The following is a 17273-nucleotide window of genomic DNA, read 5'->3' as shown; positions in this document are numbered from 1 at the left end:
ATTGATCTTATCCATCATCAAGGCGACGTCTTAGGTGACGCCTATGAATACTTAATCGCGCAATTTGCCAGTGATTCCGGTAAAAAAGCGGGTGAATTTTATACCCCGCGGCAGGTGTCCGACATTATTGCCCAGATTGTGACCTATCAGCGCAATGAAGGTGATAACCAAGTGCGGACTATCTATGATCCAGCAGTTGGTTCTGGTTCACTGCTATTGAATGTCGGACAGCACGTGCAAAATCCCGGTTTAGTGAGTTATCACGGTCAAGAATTGAACACCACAACCTATAACCTGGCCCGAATGAACTTAATGTTACATGGCGTCTCGTATGACGATATGCACTTACGCAACGGGGATACGTTAAGTAAAGATTGGCCGGTTGACGAACCTTACTTATTTGATGCGGTCGTCATGAACCCGCCCTACTCGGCACACTGGGATAACAGTGATAAACGCTTGTCTGATCCCCGTTTCCGCGACTATGGCGTCTTACCACCTAAATCTAAAGCCGACTTTGCCTTTCTGCTACACGGCTTTTATCATTTGCAGGAACACGGGACTATGGGCATTGTCTTACCCCATGGCGTGTTATTTCGGGGTGCTAAAGAAGGCAAGATTCGCCAAAAGCTCCTGTTAGATAACCGGATTGATGCCATTATTGGGCTACCCGCCAATATTTTTCATTCCACTGGTATTCCAACGTTGATCATGATTTTAAAGAAACATAAAACCACTGATGACGTCTTATTTATTGATGCGTCTCGGGAATTTGAAAAGGACAAGAATCAAAATAAGCTAACGGCAGCCAATATTCAAAAAATTGTGACCACTTATCAAAACCGGCAAGATGTCGATAAATATGCCCATGTGGCCTCACCGGCAGAAATCAAAGAGAATGATTATAATTTAAATATTCCGCGCTACGTTGATACGTTTGAGCCGGAACCCGAGATCGATCTGGACCAAGTTAAAGCTGATCTGAAGCAATTGGACGAGGAAATCAGTCAGAATAAACAAGCCTTTAATGAATTGGCTAGCCAGTTAGTGACCACCCAGGTGACTGACCAGTCAAAACCGGAGGCCCACAATGAATGATAACCAAGCTAAATATCCGCAATTAAGATTTAAAGGTTTCACTGATCCTTGGGAAGAGCGTAAGTTAGGTGAAGTTGCAACTCTTAGTTCCAGCAAAAGAATTCATTCAAGCGATTATGTAACGGAAGGCATCCCGTTTTATAGAGGAAGTGAAATTAGTACAGGCGGAATCACAGGAAACCAAGAATTGTTTATTTCTAAAGAAAAGTTTGATGAAATAAAAGAAAAATATGGTGTCCCATCAGTAGGAGATTTATTAGTTACTGCTGTAGGAACGTTAGGAAACCTTTGGAAGGTTGATAGCCGTAGGTTTTATTATAAAGATGGAAATCTAATTCAAATTAGTAAAATGCAGGTAAACTCAGATTATTTATTAACTTACTTTACTGGTGGGATAGGAAAGAAACGTTTGCTTGATAGTGCAGCCGGCTCTAATCAAAAAGCTTTAACTATGGTAAAGATGCGTGAAATCACAGTAGACTTCCCAAGCGAAGATGAACAACAAAAAATTGGCTCATTCTTCAAACAGTTGGATGATACTATCGCTCTTCATCAGCGTAAGTTAGCTAAGCTTAAGGAACTTAAACAGGGCTATTTGCAGAAACTGTTTCCTAAAAATGGTGCAAAAGTTCCTGAATTGCGATTTGCAGGGTTTGCTGACGCTTGGGAACAACGTAAGTTGGGTGAAGTTGCAACATTTCTAAACGGACGAGCATATAAGCAAGATGAATTACTGGATTCAGGTAAATATAAAGTGCTTCGCGTCGGCAATTTTTATACCAATGATTCTTGGTACTACTCTAATATGGAGCTTGGTGATAAATATTATGTTGATAAAGGTGATCTAGTTTATACTTGGTCAGCGACATTTGGCCCACATATTTGGAGCGGCGAAAAAGTTATTTACCATTATCACATCTGGAAAGTCGAGCTTTCTAAATTTCTTGATAGGAATTTTACATTGCAACTTTTAGAAGCGGATAAAGCAAGATTGTTATCCAGTACAAATGGTTCAACAATGATTCATGTAACCAAGGGAGATATGGAAAGTAAAATTGTTTCTATTCCTAATATTGATGAGCAAAAACAAATTGGTTCATTCTTCAAACAACTCGACAACACTATCACCCTTTATCAGCGTAAGCTTAAAAAAATCCAGGAACTAAAAAAAGGGTATCTACAAAAGATGTTTTGCTGAGCTTAATTTGATCAAATTTAGGATCCTATGAAACCCCATGACTTAATTTTTATTGTGCTTGGTCAACACTTAATTCACCTGTATAATGGATTACGCAGGAAGTTTTCTACGTAAAGTCAAGTATATTAGGACTCTAAAGTTTTAATTTATGACATATTTGGCATTATTGCTTTAATTGAGGCGTTTTTTTTCTAAATTAGGAGCATCACAAAGGGCTTCAAAGAAATTACTTCTTTGAAGTTAACTTAGGCTATAATGAACCTGATCAATTAATTACGACAAAAGTCTTTTTGATTATTGTTGGCTACGTTGTAATCATACATTTGATCAGTGATAATCAAAATATATATCGTTCTAAGCAGTTTATGGATTGAAGCAATGGCAATTTTCTTGAACCCCTTCGTTTGAGAAAATTGCTTTTTTCGTTCATAGTAATCTGCTATATGACATGGACTAGTCTTAGCCGCTAGATCGATTTGTCCAATTGCACGATAAAGAATCTTCCGCGCAACGGCATTGCCGTGCTTAGAGATCCTTAAACTAGAATCTTTTTCCCCTGATTGATATCTACCTGGATCAATACCAACAAAAGCATTTATCTTGTTTGGATTACTGAATCTTCTAATGTCGCCTAATTCGGCTAGAATTCGGACAGCAGTTATTTCAGCGATACCAGGAATGCTCATTAAGATTTCTAGATCGCGATTAGGCAAAGTCTTAGCTAATTTAATCATTTCCTCTGATCTCCGCTCGCGATCAGCTGTAAGCCGTAATAATCTATTGGCGTAATAAACCACTTCATCACGCTCCGGGTCGTCTTGATCAACTGCTGGATAAGCTAAATCCGCGAGATGCTTAAGTTTAATAGCTAGTTTTTGAGCACGGTTAATACCATAACCTTTAAAATCTTTAATTTGCTTAGCGATGGTTGATACTTCAAGATTTCTAACATCTTGGCAGTGCGGAAAGAGCTCAACTAAATACCAGTAATTAACACCTCTAGAGTTATTGAAAATGGTTTCTAATTTTCTGGGTTCTACAATATTTGGTACTGATAGGTGTTCACTTCGTGAACATATATTGGTAACATTTTTATATACAGACAAAAAAAGCTGAAGTAAATTTCAAGCTTCAACTTTGTTGTTATTTATTTTTTAGATCTTCAATCGAATTAATATTTTTCATATACTTTGGCACGGCTAAACCAGTTTTGGCACCCTTCAAATTCACCCGCACATCAACAAACTCACCCTTGTACTGTTTAGCATACAATCCGTGTGTTGTTGGTAACCAAGCTGAAACAGACACATCCGCCGCTCCAGTCGCGATTGAAGCCCACATCGGCTGTGCTTCCAGTGACTGAATCGTCGTATCGTAGCCCTTGCTGTCTAATAATTGCTTGACTAAGTTAGTCGAAGCAATCTCAGAATCCCAGGCAACGTAGGTTAGTTTGACCTTTTTTCCATGACCTTCAGGAACCCCAGCCAACCATTTTGCCACCTGTTTTGGATGTTTGCTAATATAGTTCTTCGCCGCTTTTGCAGGATCTTGCCCATCGTTAACCTTCAACATAATTTCAGACATTTCTGATTTAGTCCAATGAAACTGTGACAATAGTTTATAAGCGCCAGGATTGTCATGTTTGAAACCGGTTCTAGCAATGGTGTGCAAATTCTCTGTTTTACCAAAAACATTTTTCGGATCTTTCAAAAATTTTATTGGATACTTGGTGAACATCCAGTGTGGTTGCCACCCAGTAATTACAATTGCTTGGTGATTTTTGATTGCTTTATCCAATGTACTGGTCATTGCGGCGGTAGAGCTAGTTTGTAACTGCCAATTTTTACTTTTCAAGCCATAGGCAGTCAGTGCCTTTTGCGCAGCGCCCATTTCACCAGCACCCGCATCAATTCCTGTAATCGTATAGTTAATCTGCGGACCTAACTTCTTATGCGGGTTATATGCAGCAGGTTTACTACTGCAAGCGGATAACCCGATCGTCAGAAGCAACAGTGACAATCCAACTACTAAAATTCTTAGTTTACGTGTCATAGTTACCTCCTAGTGTTTCGCACGATTAAATGCTTGTGTAATGCGGTCTAAAATAATGGCTAAAATAACAATCGCCAGACCAGCAGTAAATCCATTACCGGCATTATTACGCCCCACAGCGAAGTAAACCTGGGTTCCTAGACCTAATGCACCAATCATTGATGCAATAACCACCATTGATAATGACAGCATCATACTCTGGTTTACCCCAGCCATTAGAGTTGATTTTGCTAATGGTAATTGCACTTTAATTAATTTTTGCCAGCTAGTGGATCCATATGAATCAGCTGCTTCAATTAAATCAACCGGTACCTGACGAATTCCTAAGTTAGTCATTCGTACTGTTGGTGGCATCGCGAAAATTACTGATGAAATAACACCCGGAACCATTCCAATCCCAAAGAATGCCACTGCTGGAATCAAATAAACAAAGGCTGGCATAGTCTGCATTAAATCCAAAATAGGTTTCATAATTGCTTCAAATGTATGACTTTTAGCCATTAAAATACCTAACGGAATCCCGATTACTAATGCAATCAAACTCGAGGTAAGAACCAGCGTCAAAGTTTGTGTCATATCACGCCAATAGTCTAAGTTCCAAATTAATAGCAACCCAGCTAGTTCAAAAAGTAACAGTCCCCATTTTTTACCATGGCGAGTTGCATACCAAGTAATCGCCAAAACGATCACAATGAACAACCAGACGGGTAACAAATCAAATACCCACTGAAAGCCATTAACAATTCCACCAATAAAACTTGTAATCCCATTGAAAAAGCCTGTAAATTGCGTCAACCAAGTGACAAATGAGTTCACCCAGTCAGACAATGGTAACTTGCTAATTAAAATTGTCATTCTTGTGCCACTCCATTTCCGGCAATGGCACCTAACACGGCACCACGCACAATAATTCCGACTAGATGGTGATCGTCATCAAGGACAGCATACGGAATTGGGGTACTTGATAGTTTATCCATTAAGTCGTTAACTGGCACGTCGGGATGAGTGGTCGGGACACTAGTTTGAACGACCGATCTGAGATCACGACTCTCTTTTCTAATCAGGCCAACAACATCTTTGGCATCCGCAAAGCCAACAAATTTACGCGCACTATCGACCACATAAACGGACGAAATTTCATTTTCTTGCATCCGTCGTAGTGCCAGCCGGGGCCCATCCTTGTCAATGTTAATTGTATTAGGACGAATCATGACATTGGCCACGGTTAAGACTCTTGTCCGGTCCACGTCTTCAATGAATCGTTTAACGTAATCATCGGCTGGATGGGTCAAAATATCTTCAGGGGTCCCGGTTTGAACGATCACACCATCCTTCATGATCAAAATTCGATCACCAATTCTAAGGGCTTCATTCAAATCATGACTAATAAAGATAATTGTCTTATGCATTTTTTCTTGTAAATCGAGCAATTCATCCTGCATGTCTTTTCGATTTAATGGATCCAATGCAGAAAAAGCTTCATCCATGAGCAGAATTTCGGCATCATTAGCTAAGCCACGAGCTAAACCAACTCGTTGTTGCATTCCACCAGATAACTGTTGTGGAAATTGATGATCGTAGCCATGTAACCCGACTAACTCCAACGCTTCATGGGCCTTTTGTTCCCGAACATTTTTTTCGACACCCTTAATTTCAAGACCATAGGCAGTATTTTCCAAAATAGTGCGATTAGGAAACAACGCAAAGTTTTGAAAGATCATACTCATCTTTTGTCGGCGCACTTCGCGTAACTCTTTTTTATTGAGTGTCATTAGGTCCTGCCCATCAATAGAAATCGTTCCTTGAGTTGGTTCAATTAGCCGATTTATCATTCGAATCAGAGTCGATTTACCACTACCAGATAATCCCATAATTACAAAAATTTCGCCCTGATTAACATGGAAATTAGCTTGATTAACCCCGACAGTAGCACCTGTTTGTTCTAGAATTTCTGCTTTTGTTTTGCCCTGTGTAATTAATTCTTTGACGCGCGGACTACGTTTCCCAAATATTTTGGTTAAATTTTTTACTTCAACTTTTTTAGTCATGCATCCTCCTTTAGTTAAATTCAGTTACATTTAGCGTTGCTTTCATTTTGAAAACAAACATATTTAAAATGACCGGTTATGCGATATACGCAAAAAAACGAATTGGATCTATTATTACAAAAATATTCGGTATAAGTCAAATAATGTGTAATGATTAATGCCATGCTATAAGTTGTTTTTCATTTATTTCAACTACCAATTTAATCAACCCCAGCCACACAAAAAGTCTAAGCATGTGACAGCTAGGTGGAACTATGGTAATGTTTAACTAGTAAATGAATAGGACAAATCGGTTGGCGCAAGCTTCAAGGACTTTACTTTCTCAGGGGTGTGAGAAAGTCTTGAAGTTTGGGCTTTTTATTTTTTGTTGAAAGGAAAAAATTAATGCAAGCAATTGGTGAACTATGTTTAATTTTAATTGCTACCACGATTGCTGGTCATTACAGTGTCAGAATCGGATTACCTGCAGTGGTGGGACAATTACTAGTTGGAATTATTGTTGGTCCAGCTATTTTTGGTTGGATCAAGGGTGATGAATTTACCCACCTATTTTCTGAAATTGGAGTAATCATTTTGATGTTCAGTGCTGGAATGGAAAGTGACCTCAAATTATTAAAAAAATATTTGCGACCAAGTATTCTGGTGGCCTCACTAGGAGTCATCATTCCAGTTCTGGTAGTTTATGGCTTAAGCATTGCCTTTAAACTAGACCAAACAGAAAGTATTTTTATTGGTGTCATTTTTGCAGCAACATCAGTTTCAATTTCAGTTGCAGTTTTAAAGGAATTAGATGGTCTGCACGGAAAAGCGGGAGCAACTATTCTTGGTGCAGCTGTAGTCGACGATGTTTTGGCCGTGGTGATTTTAAGTGTAATGGTCAGTTTGCTAGGAACAAAAGCAGGTGCAGCAGCTAGCAGTAATTTGTTGTTCACTTTTGCAAGCCAAATTGTGTTTTTTATCGCTATTTATTTCGTGGTTAAATTTCTGGCACCTTTCTTAGCCCAAATTGGAAAGAGATTATTCATTCCAGGGGGGCCAACAATTGTGGCACTTATTTTGTGCTTAGGTATGGCATTAGTGGCGGACTCAATTGGGCTCAGTTCAGTCGTTGGCGCTTTTTTTGCAGGAATTGCAATTTCTCAAACTAGTGTAAAGCACGAGGTTGAGCAAAACATTGAACCGATTGGCTACGCCATCTTTATTCCTGTTTTTTTCGTTAGCATTGGTCTTTCAATGTCGTTTGATGGCTTTCTTGATGACTTTTTATTCATCGCTTTACTAACAATTTTAGCAACCATGACAAAATTAGTTGGCGCTGGTTTAGGAGCTAAATTGGCCCATTTTACCTGGAAAGATTCTTACATTGTCGGTGCCGGCATGGTGTCCCGCGGTGAAATGGCTTTGATTATCGCACAAATTGGCTATAGTACTCACTTACTGTCCTCTGAATATTATTCAGCCATAATCACAGCAATTATTCTGACAACATTACTTGCACCATTGATGCTCAAACATGCTTACTCATTAAAAGAAAATTAGTTTTTTTATCAAGAAAATCCCCCTGTCAGCTAAAGGTTGACAGGGGGATTTTATGTTCAATAGACTTTTGGTTCTACAATATTTGGTACTGATAGGTGTTCACTTCGTGAACATATATTGGTAACATTTTTATATACAGACAAAAAAAGAGAAGATAGCCTGCACCTATCTTTTTCAGATCTCCTGATAAATATGCTTTTATATTATCAACAGTCATATGCAACAACCGTTCTCTTGTCTCATATGGTGCCCAAGCAATATGTGGGGTAATATAACAATTTTTGGCCTGTAATAATGGGCTATCACTAGCAATGGGCTCCCCTTTAACAACATCAGTGGCGTAGGCATAAATTTTGCCTTCATTCAAGGCATTCTTGATGTCCGATTCATTAGCCAATTTGCCTCGGGCCGTATTCAATATAATAACCCCATTTTTCATTTTGGCAATCGTATCATTATTAATTAAATCAATTGTTTCTGGTGTTTGGATCACATGCAGACTAAGCACATCAGATTGCCTTAATAGTTCATCAAATGAAACCTGCTGAATCCATGATTCAGGAACCTTTTTAGGACGATGATTATAGAAAATAACTTTCATAGAAAAAGCGTGTCCTATTTTAGCAACTTTTTGCGCAATATGGCCATAACCGATTAGTCCTAAAGTTTTTCCTTTTAATTCTAATAGCGGTTTTTCCCAAAAAGTAAAATCAGGAGCCTGTGCCCACCGGTTTTCATGAACAAGCTGATTATGCAATCCAACTTGGCTAGTCACTTCTAATAATAACGAGAAAGTAAATTGTGCCACTGCGTCACTTGCATATGTGGGAATGTTAGTCACCACAACCTTGTTCTGGTGTGCGCTCACAATATCAACGACATCATAACCGGTTCCCATGATTCCGATATACTTCAATCGTGATGTTTTGCTAATCACTTCATGATCTAGCGGTGTTTTGTGTGTAATGACGATATCAGCATATTTAATTCGTTTTATGATTTCAGCGTTATCGTTAACTGGTGTACGATCATATAAAGTGCAGTCGCCTAATTCTTGCAAGCTTTTCCAATTTAAATCTTTGTTTAGTTCATATCCATCTAAAAGAACAATTTTCATAGTGTTACCCCCCTATCTTTTCAATGTTTTAGCTACATTATGTTCTGGTTGTTTAATTGCCGGGTTTTGTTCAGAAAATGCTTGCAGCTGTTTTTGTGTTCGCTTACTGATTTCATGGTGTATATCATTTAGCTTATTTTTTAGTTCTGATTTTTGTTGTGGGTTCCTTGCTTGCTGAACTTGTTGTTGCAAGCTTTGGTAGGACTTATTAAGATCATGGGCTGATAGCTTTTTTAGATTATGCTCAGGCTCTTTTTGGGCTTCTTGTAAGCCTAATTGTTTGGTTAAGCCATCGCTAAGCTCAATCACTTTGTTGCTCACTTGCTGGATCTCACTTAAAGCACTATGGATCACGGCTTTATCTTTGGCCCAGGTGGCCACGTAACCGAGTGAGTAGTTGCTGGTATCAACGCCAATATTTTGCATGGCAACATACGCGATCGCTTCGGCTTGGGTTTCCTGATAGGCTCGTGGTCGATCTTTAAAGGCTGATTTTAAGCCGTGTAGCTGGCTATGCGCATATTCATGATATAACGTCTTCAATTTTAAAGCATTATCGGGCTCATCGCCACCAATGACGATTTCATTAGTGCTGGGTTGAAAATACCCCTTAGCCCCATTTAGCGTCTCTAAAGGCACTTCACTGACTTTAAGGTCGGTTTGCTGGTTTAAATAATCTTTGAACGCGTTATACAAGCTCGTTACATTCTGATGATCGGCTAAATTTTCTTTGACAAAATCCTTGGCACTTAACACTGGCTCACCGCTAGTTTGTGACACGTCAAAGACGGGTAGATAACGGTAACCGACAATGGCGCGTTCATCGGTGGTATCAAGACGCTTTTTCTCGGCTGGTGTTAACTTCTTAATAATCGGGGCCGCAATCCGAATCGCTTTTGCGCCTCGTTTGACGGTGCGGTTAAAAGCCGTCTGCCATTGCTTAAAGCCCGCGACTTGAGTGGCTTGCGGATTTTGCGCATAAATCAAATCAATGTTTCTGGCGCTATAATGATGAAATTTAGCCAGGGTATTAAGATACTGTTTAAATCGGTCACTATCGGTTAATTTTAGGATTTGCTGTTCAGCCTGGGCGACTAATTGTGCTTTCCAAGCCTTAACATCTGCTTTGTTTGGCATGAGTTACCCCTCCTCATCTTCAAAAATATCATTCAATGTTGGCAATGATCTTATTTGAATCGGGGTCGTTCCATAAAGGACAACGTAACCGTCAGACAATTTTTGCCAGGCTACTTGATAATAAGCGCCGTTACCAGTGATTTCTTTTAAATACTTGTAGGTTCCTTTAGCTTGCAAAACGGGTAATTCACTGGCTAAAACTGCTAATTCGTTGTTCATTTTATGATCTCCTTTGCTTTGTTAATCTCACCCGTTGTTCAGGTTTACTTTTGGGGTTGTAGAAGTGAACCTAAATGACGGGTTAACCAACCGGAACGTAGTGTAGGGCGGTAGGCAGGTTCTAATCAAAATCAAAACTTAATTTATGGCCGTCAAGCTTTAACTTGGCGTCAAACGACTTTCCTTTTTTACTCTTGAAACCCTTTAATTTGCTCGTTTTCCCCTTGGTGACCAGTGCTTTGATCACTGTCTTCCCGAGCGTCTTACCGCTCCATTTCTTGGGTAGAGTAAAGTCTTCGCCCTGCTCAGGCTTCACAATGTAAAACTTTTGTTTGTTTAAAACAGTTACTTGCGGTGTTTCTAAGAACACCTCGGCGTTTTTTTGCGCTTGCTGTTGGTGATTAATTTGTTGCTTTATGGCTGCACTGCCAGTTAATTGTGTCGGAACATCAGCAATCAACTTCGCCACAAACTTCTTAATTTGGCTCAAAAAATTATCCGGAGTGCGTTCTTCGGTACTGATTTGCTGTAACGCTTGCTCCCATTTAGCTGTCATTTCTGGACTAGTTAGCAAGGGTTCGAGTTCGACTGCTTTACATAAAGTGATTCCGGCTTCACTGACGTGCAACTTATTCTTTTCAGTAACTAAGTAGCCGCGTTTCTTTAACACTTCCAGCACATTGGCCCGGGTCGCACTTGTCCCAATGCCTTGCACATCTTTGAGAATCGCCTGGGCTACTTCATCATCAAGCGTTTTGCCAGCGGTCTTCATGGCCGTAATCAGGGTACCTTCGGTAAAGGGTACCGGAGGTGTCGTTTCTTTTTGCGGCGTTTGCAGATTCGCTTGAACTTGGTCGCCTTGGTGAACGATCGGTAGGGTGGCTGCTTCTTGCTGGTCGGTTTTGTGATCATCAAATAAAGCTTGCCAACCTTGCTTAGTTGGGACCTTACCCGTTGCTTTAAAATTGGCGTCACCAACTTGGGTAATAATGGTAGTTTCCTCGTACTCGTACGGATCAGCAAACATCGCTAACGTCGTCCTTAAAACCAGGTCATAGACTTGTTGCTGTAATTTAGGCAAGCTGGCTAGTTTCTCTTTCGTCGGCACGACTTTAGTCATAATAATGGCATAGTGTTCTTCAACTTTTTTCCCGTCAACATAGCGCTTATTTGGGGTGGTATTGGTTAAAGCGACTTGTTTAGAGACTAACCCCAGATATTTCGTCAGATTAGTCACTAAATACTCAAATTCTTCATCAGTGATATAAGCACAATCGGTGCGGGGATAACTGAGTAGTTTGTCTTCGTATAAGCTTTGAATAGCCGCTAAGGTTTGGCTGGCGCTGGCGTGATAACGTTTATTCATGGCACTTTGGAGACTAGATAGCGAGAATAGTTGGGGACTAGCACGCTTCTTGCCTTGCTTTTGGACGTTCTTGATTAAACCGGCCTGTGAGCTTTTCTGAACGCGTTTAGCTTGCATGAATGTTATTAGCCCTGCTTCGTCTTTAAATCGCTGATAGGGGTCTAATTTTGCGACGAATTTTTGCTGATTAGCAAGAATTTCAGCATTTAGTTCAAAATAGGGTTCCGGCTTAAAGTTTTTGATTGCCTGGTCTCTTTGATAAACCATATACAAAGTTGGCGTCTGCACTCGACCAATTGAGTACACCCCGCGCACCCCGTTTTGTCTTAATAGCAAGGTGTATAAAGGGCTGCCATTCATTCCAATTAACCAGTCGCTAATTTTGTGATTACAAGTGCATACCCCCATCTTCATGCCGGTTCCGGGTTTGGTGTTGCCGTTGCTTTTTCGTCATTTCCCACTCGGTTTCTTTCAGTCCACGTTCTTGCTTTTGCCGTTGGTAATCTTCATCACGAGCATATAGAACAGTCATGATCGCGTCACTAAAGGCCGTCTTTAAGTAGTAGCTTGGACTAACTGGCTTGTAATTTAGCGGTTGATAATGTCCAATATTTACTTTTCTATACTGGTCGTCCTTGGCTTGTTGCCCTTTTAACTGCTTTTGGATTTTCTCGATCTGACTGTTCTTAATCGTCGGATCGGCTTTGCATTCGCCAAAAAAGAGTTGTTTAGTGCCATCATGCTTTAAAACCCGTTGTAAGTGATGATTTTCTAACTGATCTAAGCTAAGCTGTCCCGATAAATAAGCTAGTCCTTGTTGATGTTCTTGGGGACTGAACACCTGTGGTGGATTTGCTTGCCACTGTTCAATTGTTTCAGCCTGACATGGCTTTAAAACAGGATCATAGTACATCACGGCTGTATAGGCTTGTTCCTGTTTAATCAATGGCAATCCATCTAAATCGCCTTTGGGAAAGGCCCTTTTCAATACTTCATGGTATTGCGTTTTAATGACTTGCTTAACGGCCATGATTGCCCGTAGGTCTTTGACTGCTCGAGTAATCTTTTGCTGCTCGGTTGGTGAATACTTTTCTAGTAGACCTTGATCAACGTGTTCTAGACTTTCTAAGCTATCATCATGAATCATCAGCGTATATTTAAGCTCGATTTTGACTTCCTTTTCTTGTTGCATTAATAACTTCCAGCCAACGTATGGCCGTTTGGTAAAGGTCAATAATTGTCGGACCGATAAATCATCACGGATATTCATTAAACGTTCGTTTAATTCACTGCCTTTGAAAATCGTTTGTTCACTATTAGTTTCTTTAATCAATTCCCGTCGTTCAGCCGCGATTGTCTGTTCAAAATAAAGCTCTGGATAAAGTTTTTTTGTCGTGCGATCAACTACTTTATTTAAGAGTTCATCTGCTTTTTTTAGTGAACTTTCTTGTTGGTTAATCGTCAATAATTGCTTAGTGACATCTTCACCAACAGCGTGCTTAATTAAGGTACTGTTTTTCCAATTAAATAGCATGCGCCGCTTATCATCTAAACTTTCCAAACTAATATAAGTTTTCAGTTCGTGGCTTAACTCTTTGACCACTTTTTTCTCGTTAAACGAGAAGTGTTTACTTAGGCTGTCCAAGTGGCCTCGATTAACTACTTTCTCCTGCATATTTTTATAGCCAGCTTTGGACTTACGATAGTTCTTAACTTGTTGATTAAATGCCTTTCTTTCATGCCGTTTGCTATTGATTCCCTCGTGTTGCATTGGTGTGTCAGCTATTCCCTGTTCCACAAATGATTTTTCACTGATCCGATCAGGAATGTTTTTTTGCTCTAAAACCTGATTGACACTAACTGCCCAATTATGACGCCATTCAATTATTTTTTCTTTCTTATCCCAATCGACCATCAGTATCTTTCTACTCTTAGGGTACTTGCTAGTTCCGGTATATGTTTTGTTGCCATTATCATCTAAAATATATTGCTTTTTGCTCTTAATTCCCCATGTTCCATCTGAATTAAACGGCCGATTAGTTAACATCACATGAGCGTGCGGATTATCTGGGTGGTCGCGATGAATTGCCACGTCGGCTACCATGCCCTCATCAACAAAATTTTCTTGCACATATTTTGTCAGTAATTCTTTCTGTTCGGATTCACTTAATTCTACCGGTAAAGCCACGTTAAACTCTTTTGCATATCGTGAGTTTGATTTACGATCTTTCTTTTCAACTTCATTCCACAACTGCTCTCGATCACTCGCCCATTCAGGTGAACTTTTTGGCGTCAAAATAAAGCTTTCTGGAATGATCGATCGGGCATAAAAATAGTGGCGACCTTCCTTATCATCAAATAGATTTTCACCACTTCGATAAGCGGCACTGGCAATCGCACTTCGTCCTTTACCAGCACTAATATTACTAAAACTCATGTGGAATATTGCCATGTCAGTCACCGTCTTCCTTTGATTCTATGGATTTTGACCTTGTTGTCGCCATCGGCGACTTCTAATACAGGATTTTGGCACGATTTACCCCACAAGAATTGAGTGGGGTGTAAGTGCGCATTGACCTCGTTTCACTCGGTCTTCTGATTCTTTTAACTTTAACTTAGTGTATGCCTTCCGCTTCGCTATTTCAACTTTTATACTTTGACTTAACGTTTCTTATATGATATAGTGTCGGTGATTATTTCTAATATGATTGGAGGGATCGTTATGTCTCAAAGTAACTTAGAAAAACAAGAAGCTAAATTAAAAGCCCTTAATCAAAAAATTAAGGACGAAAAAAATAAGATTGAACAACGGCTAGGTAAACAAATCATCAGTCAAGCCAATTTAGATTATGCTAATTTGTCTAACGATCAGATTAAGCTTTTAGCTAAGCAATTTTCTGAATTTTTAAAGGTAAAGTCCGTAGATCATTAGCCATACGAGATGGGGAAATTCCATGTCTAATCAATATGAAAAACTAGTCGAGCAACAAGCGCGTTTAAAACAAAAAATTGAGCGGGAAGATTTTAAATTACGGCAATCTAAATACTATGAAAATCGGCAAGCCCGCAAAGCCCGTTCTCGCCGATTAATTCAAAAAGGAGCTTTGCTAGAAAAATACTTCCAAGCTAATAACCTCTCGGTCGAACAAACCGAAGAACTTTTAAAAATATTTGCTGACTATGTTAACGCCCATAAACCGGATAAATTAAAAAACAATCAACCTAATAACTAGGCCGATCGTTTTTATTTTCAGGATTGTTTTTTGGCTTAATTTCTGGATTGTGTTTAGCAAAGTAGACTAAATTTAAAAAACACTAATACTAGTGCTATTATGCTTTTAAATAAATGAAAGCCTTTCAAAACTATTATTTTTTGAAATATCTAACTATTGCCGTAATTATTGCAAGTAAGTTAAAACAAACAATAAATATAGTTCCTAATAAATATTCAGTATTCCAGAAGTCTTTAACTGCAGCTGCAGTGTGAACACCAAACAGCATAGTTCCAAAACTATAATAAGCAGAATAAATCGTTATTAATATTAATCCAACTATATTGATAGCTATTAAGCCTAGTAACCATTTAATGGAATTACCTCTTCTTTTTGATTTTAGGTCAAGCGTAAAATCTGAAATTTTATTTTGATCTAGCTTACTTAAATGACCGATTTCTTTAAAGTTTAAACCGGCTTTGGGAAAGCGATAAATATTACCAATATCGACCCAGGAAGGTTTCTTCAACCCAGCGGATTGCCAATCTTGAATCGGATAATATTGTTGCTTGATATAAGCCGACTTCTTTTCATACTGACTAGTAATTTTAAAAGCCTCGACCGTCTGTTCTGATACCCGACGAATTAAAACTGGTCGAGACTTGCCACCGTTAGTTTCTACAAAACTAACGTATAGGCTGACTAAGTCATTAGTCCTCATCTGGATCGTTGAGCCAATCAGCGACCTCTTTAGCGTCTTTGAACTCGGTGACTGGTGTCCCTTCGGTCGCCTTTAAAAAGCGTAAATTAGCTCTTTCTTCTTCGCTTAAAGACACATTAAAAGGTAAAGCACCATTAGCAACAATCCGCTTGTAAAACATGTTAATGGCCGTGGTTGGATTTAAGCCCAATTCGCTTAAAACTGCTTCGGTATCATCAGCCAAATCTTTATCAATCTTGACTTGGACCCGTTTCTTTTCCTTAACTGCCATGATTGTCTCATCTCCTTTCTTTTACTACTACCATTATACTACCTTTTGAGTACCTTATCAATAGATAAAGCCCTGGCCTCAAATCACTTGAGCTTGGCGTTGATCTAAAGGCTGAACTTTTGAGCTGGTTAGCCTGGTTAGCTCTGGCGCTCATTTAAAAGCCCCTATTCTTCTGTTTAAGCCATTTAAATCTAACTTAAGTATAAAGAGGTTAGTAAGTCTTAAAACTGTTTAGAAAGGATTTTGTAGCCTTTTAGGACTAGTAGTACAACCCACTGTTATCGTTGTCGGCCGACTTTTCTTCTTCGGGGTGTTTGGCCGCGTATTCTCTAGCCACTTGTTTATTCCACCAAACACTAAATAGATTTTGCATGGTGCCCAGGTAGTTTTCCACATTCTTGATGTGCTTCTCATTGCTTCTTAGAACCTGTCTAGTATCTTTTAAGAAGCTGTCCAAGATCTATGATTTTTGATATACTTCTATGTAAAAAGCGAGTTTAAGCTATGAAAAATTATCCCAGCAATATTACTCGGCAACAATTTGAATTAATTCGACCAGCTTTAGAAAATTTTCGTAAGCGAACTAAGCCTCGAAAATATGACCTCTACGAGGTCTTCTGTGCGGTCCTATATGTCTTGAAAACCGGTTGCCAATGGCGTCAAGTCCCCGGTGATTTCCCAGAATGGCGGTCAGTTTACAACTATTACAAAATTTGGTCAACTAAAGCTGAGCCTACGGCTGATTCTTTATTGGAACAAGTTTTAAAAAAATTGTCATTGCTCGGCGAACTTACCAAGGACGTTCAGCTTTAACTTCCTTTATTATCGTTGACGCTCAGAGCGTCAAAAACACCGCTACTGCTGAAAACAAAGGTTACGACGCTGGTAAGAAAATCTCGGGGATTAAGCGCCATCTGGCAGTTGATATCAATGGCTTTCCGCAGGCCATTCACATGACGCGAGCGAACGTCTCTGATCGAGACGGGGCCAGTGCCATGATCGCTTTACATGCCATGCATTTACGCCAGGTTCAAAATGTCTTAGTTGATGGTGGTTATTCAGGCGTTAATTTTCAGCTCGATGTAGCCAGTAATTTAAACGCAACCGTGCAGGTTGCGAAGCGCAATGAGTTGCATCGATTCGAAGTCATGCCCCAACGTTGGGTAGTCGAACGATCTTTTAGTTGGCTAGAGAATTATCGGCGACTTTGGAAAAATTGTGAGCGTCAATTAACCACCAGTCTGCAAATGGTCGTTTTAGCGTTTTTAGCACTATTACTTAAGAGATTTTAGACA

General features: G+C 39.5%; 15 protein-coding genes and 4 pseudogenes. 6 read left to right on the top strand and 13 right to left on the bottom strand.

All coding sequences use genetic code 11. The features are described from left to right. Together ACYVR3_RS14810 and ACYVR3_RS14805 are read left to right on the top strand one after the other, a co-directional pair. On the top strand, positions 1 to 1098 hold a 1098-nt coding region (locus tag ACYVR3_RS14810), incomplete at its 5' end, for a type I restriction-modification system subunit M (protein WP_461244847.1). Further along, positions 1091 to 2296: a restriction endonuclease subunit S gene (locus ACYVR3_RS14805; protein ID WP_461244846.1), complete on the top strand. Its 1206-nt coding sequence runs from the start codon at positions 1091 to 1093 to the stop codon at positions 2294 to 2296. The genes ACYVR3_RS14810 and ACYVR3_RS14805, both read left to right, overlap by 8 nt. Before the next feature lie 269 nt (positions 2297 to 2565). Here the strand turns inward: ACYVR3_RS14805 and ACYVR3_RS14800 are convergent. The 4 genes and pseudogenes from ACYVR3_RS14800 to ACYVR3_RS14785 form a co-directional block, all read right to left on the bottom strand. Further along, positions 2566 to 3168, bottom strand: a pseudogene (locus ACYVR3_RS14800) (transposase); the annotation flags it as partial. Between the two features lie 271 nt (positions 3169 to 3439). Then, positions 3440 to 4348, bottom strand: coding sequence for a glycine betaine ABC transporter substrate-binding protein (locus ACYVR3_RS14795; protein ID WP_461244845.1), 909 nt, complete (start codon positions 4346 to 4348; stop codon positions 3440 to 3442). Between the two features lie 9 nt (positions 4349 to 4357). Beyond that, positions 4358 to 5203, bottom strand: a complete 846-nt coding sequence (locus tag ACYVR3_RS14790; protein ID WP_044010985.1) for an ABC transporter permease — start codon at positions 5201 to 5203, stop codon at positions 4358 to 4360. Continuing rightward, on the bottom strand, positions 5200 to 6396 hold the full coding sequence (locus tag ACYVR3_RS14785) for a quaternary amine ABC transporter ATP-binding protein (RefSeq protein ID WP_125554292.1): 1197 nt from the start codon (positions 6394 to 6396) through the stop codon (positions 5200 to 5202). The genes ACYVR3_RS14790 and ACYVR3_RS14785 overlap by 4 nt, the downstream gene beginning before the upstream one ends. A gap of 384 nt (positions 6397 to 6780) precedes the next feature. Here ACYVR3_RS14785 and ACYVR3_RS14780 point away from each other — a divergent pair, with 384 nt between their 5' ends. Continuing rightward, a complete protein-coding gene (locus tag ACYVR3_RS14780; RefSeq protein WP_125554294.1) occupies positions 6781 to 7935 on the top strand; it encodes a cation:proton antiporter in 1155 nt (384 codons plus the stop codon). Positions 7936 to 8101: 166 nt separating this feature from the next. On the opposite strand, the pseudogene ACYVR3_RS14775 reads toward ACYVR3_RS14780, so the two are convergent. The 5 genes and pseudogenes from ACYVR3_RS14775 to mobQ form a co-directional block, all read right to left on the bottom strand. Further along, positions 8102 to 9052 (bottom strand): annotated as a pseudogene (locus ACYVR3_RS14775) (D-2-hydroxyacid dehydrogenase); the annotation flags it as partial. 12 nt (positions 9053 to 9064) lie between these two features. Continuing rightward, complete coding sequence (locus ACYVR3_RS14770; protein ID WP_461244844.1) at positions 9065 to 10189, bottom strand: ArdC-like ssDNA-binding domain-containing protein; 1125 nt, start codon at positions 10187 to 10189, stop codon at positions 9065 to 9067. A 3-nt stretch (positions 10190 to 10192) separates the two neighbouring features. Then, positions 10193 to 10408 (bottom strand): hypothetical protein, encoded by a 216-nt coding sequence (locus tag ACYVR3_RS14765; RefSeq protein ID WP_185935730.1) that lies wholly within the window; start codon positions 10406 to 10408, stop codon positions 10193 to 10195. 121 nt (positions 10409 to 10529) lie between these two features. Continuing rightward, a pseudogene (locus tag ACYVR3_RS14760) lies at positions 10530 to 12158 on the bottom strand (type IA DNA topoisomerase); the annotation flags it as partial. Positions 12159 to 12162: 4 nt separating this feature from the next. Continuing rightward, a complete protein-coding gene (mobQ, locus tag ACYVR3_RS14755) occupies positions 12163 to 14226 on the bottom strand; it encodes a MobQ family relaxase (RefSeq protein WP_461244843.1) in 2064 nt (687 codons plus the stop codon). Positions 14227 to 14478: 252 nt separating this feature from the next. On the opposite strand from mobQ, the gene ACYVR3_RS14750 reads away from it, so the two are divergent. Both ACYVR3_RS14750 and ACYVR3_RS14745 read left to right on the top strand, forming a co-directional pair. Continuing rightward, on the top strand, positions 14479 to 14706 hold the full coding sequence (locus ACYVR3_RS14750; RefSeq protein ID WP_003555660.1) for a hypothetical protein: 228 nt from the start codon (positions 14479 to 14481) through the stop codon (positions 14704 to 14706). A 22-nt stretch (positions 14707 to 14728) separates the two neighbouring features. Continuing rightward, positions 14729 to 15007, top strand: coding sequence for a hypothetical protein (locus tag ACYVR3_RS14745; RefSeq protein WP_147781541.1), 279 nt, complete (start codon positions 14729 to 14731; stop codon positions 15005 to 15007). A 133-nt stretch (positions 15008 to 15140) separates the two neighbouring features. On the opposite strand, the gene ACYVR3_RS14740 is transcribed toward ACYVR3_RS14745, so the two are convergent. From ACYVR3_RS14740 to ACYVR3_RS14725, 4 genes and pseudogenes are all read right to left on the bottom strand, one after another. Next, positions 15141 to 15362, bottom strand: a complete 222-nt coding sequence (locus ACYVR3_RS14740) for a hypothetical protein (protein ID WP_056988899.1) — start codon at positions 15360 to 15362, stop codon at positions 15141 to 15143. Continuing rightward, a pseudogene (locus ACYVR3_RS14735) lies at positions 15357 to 15707 on the bottom strand (hypothetical protein); the annotation flags it as partial. The pseudogene ACYVR3_RS14735 and the gene ACYVR3_RS14740, both read right to left, overlap by 6 nt. Further along, positions 15697 to 15978, bottom strand: a complete 282-nt coding sequence (locus ACYVR3_RS14730; RefSeq protein WP_003646131.1) for a type II toxin-antitoxin system RelB/DinJ family antitoxin — start codon at positions 15976 to 15978, stop codon at positions 15697 to 15699. The gene ACYVR3_RS14730 and the pseudogene ACYVR3_RS14735, both read right to left, overlap by 11 nt. A 259-nt stretch (positions 15979 to 16237) precedes the next feature. Beyond that, positions 16238 to 16438 carry a hypothetical protein gene (locus tag ACYVR3_RS14725; protein ID WP_461244848.1) on the bottom strand — a complete coding sequence of 67 codons (201 nt, stop codon included), beginning with the start codon at positions 16436 to 16438 and terminating at the stop codon, positions 16238 to 16240. 44 nt (positions 16439 to 16482) lie between these two features. On the opposite strand from ACYVR3_RS14725, the gene ACYVR3_RS14720 reads away from it, so the two are divergent. Further along, positions 16483 to 17270, top strand: a protein-coding gene (locus tag ACYVR3_RS14720; protein ID WP_153152596.1) for an IS5 family transposase whose coding sequence is annotated in 2 segments (ribosomal slippage) — positions 16483 to 16741 and positions 16741 to 17270 — 789 coding nt in all. Because the reading frame shifts where the segments join, the coding sequence is not laid out codon by codon here. Positions 17271 to 17273: the final 3 nt, after the last annotated feature.

It is taken from the genome of Secundilactobacillus muriivasis, assembly GCF_054785195.1.
Note: the sequence above shows the minus strand (reverse complement) of the source record. Positions and strands in the feature narration are given on the sequence as shown.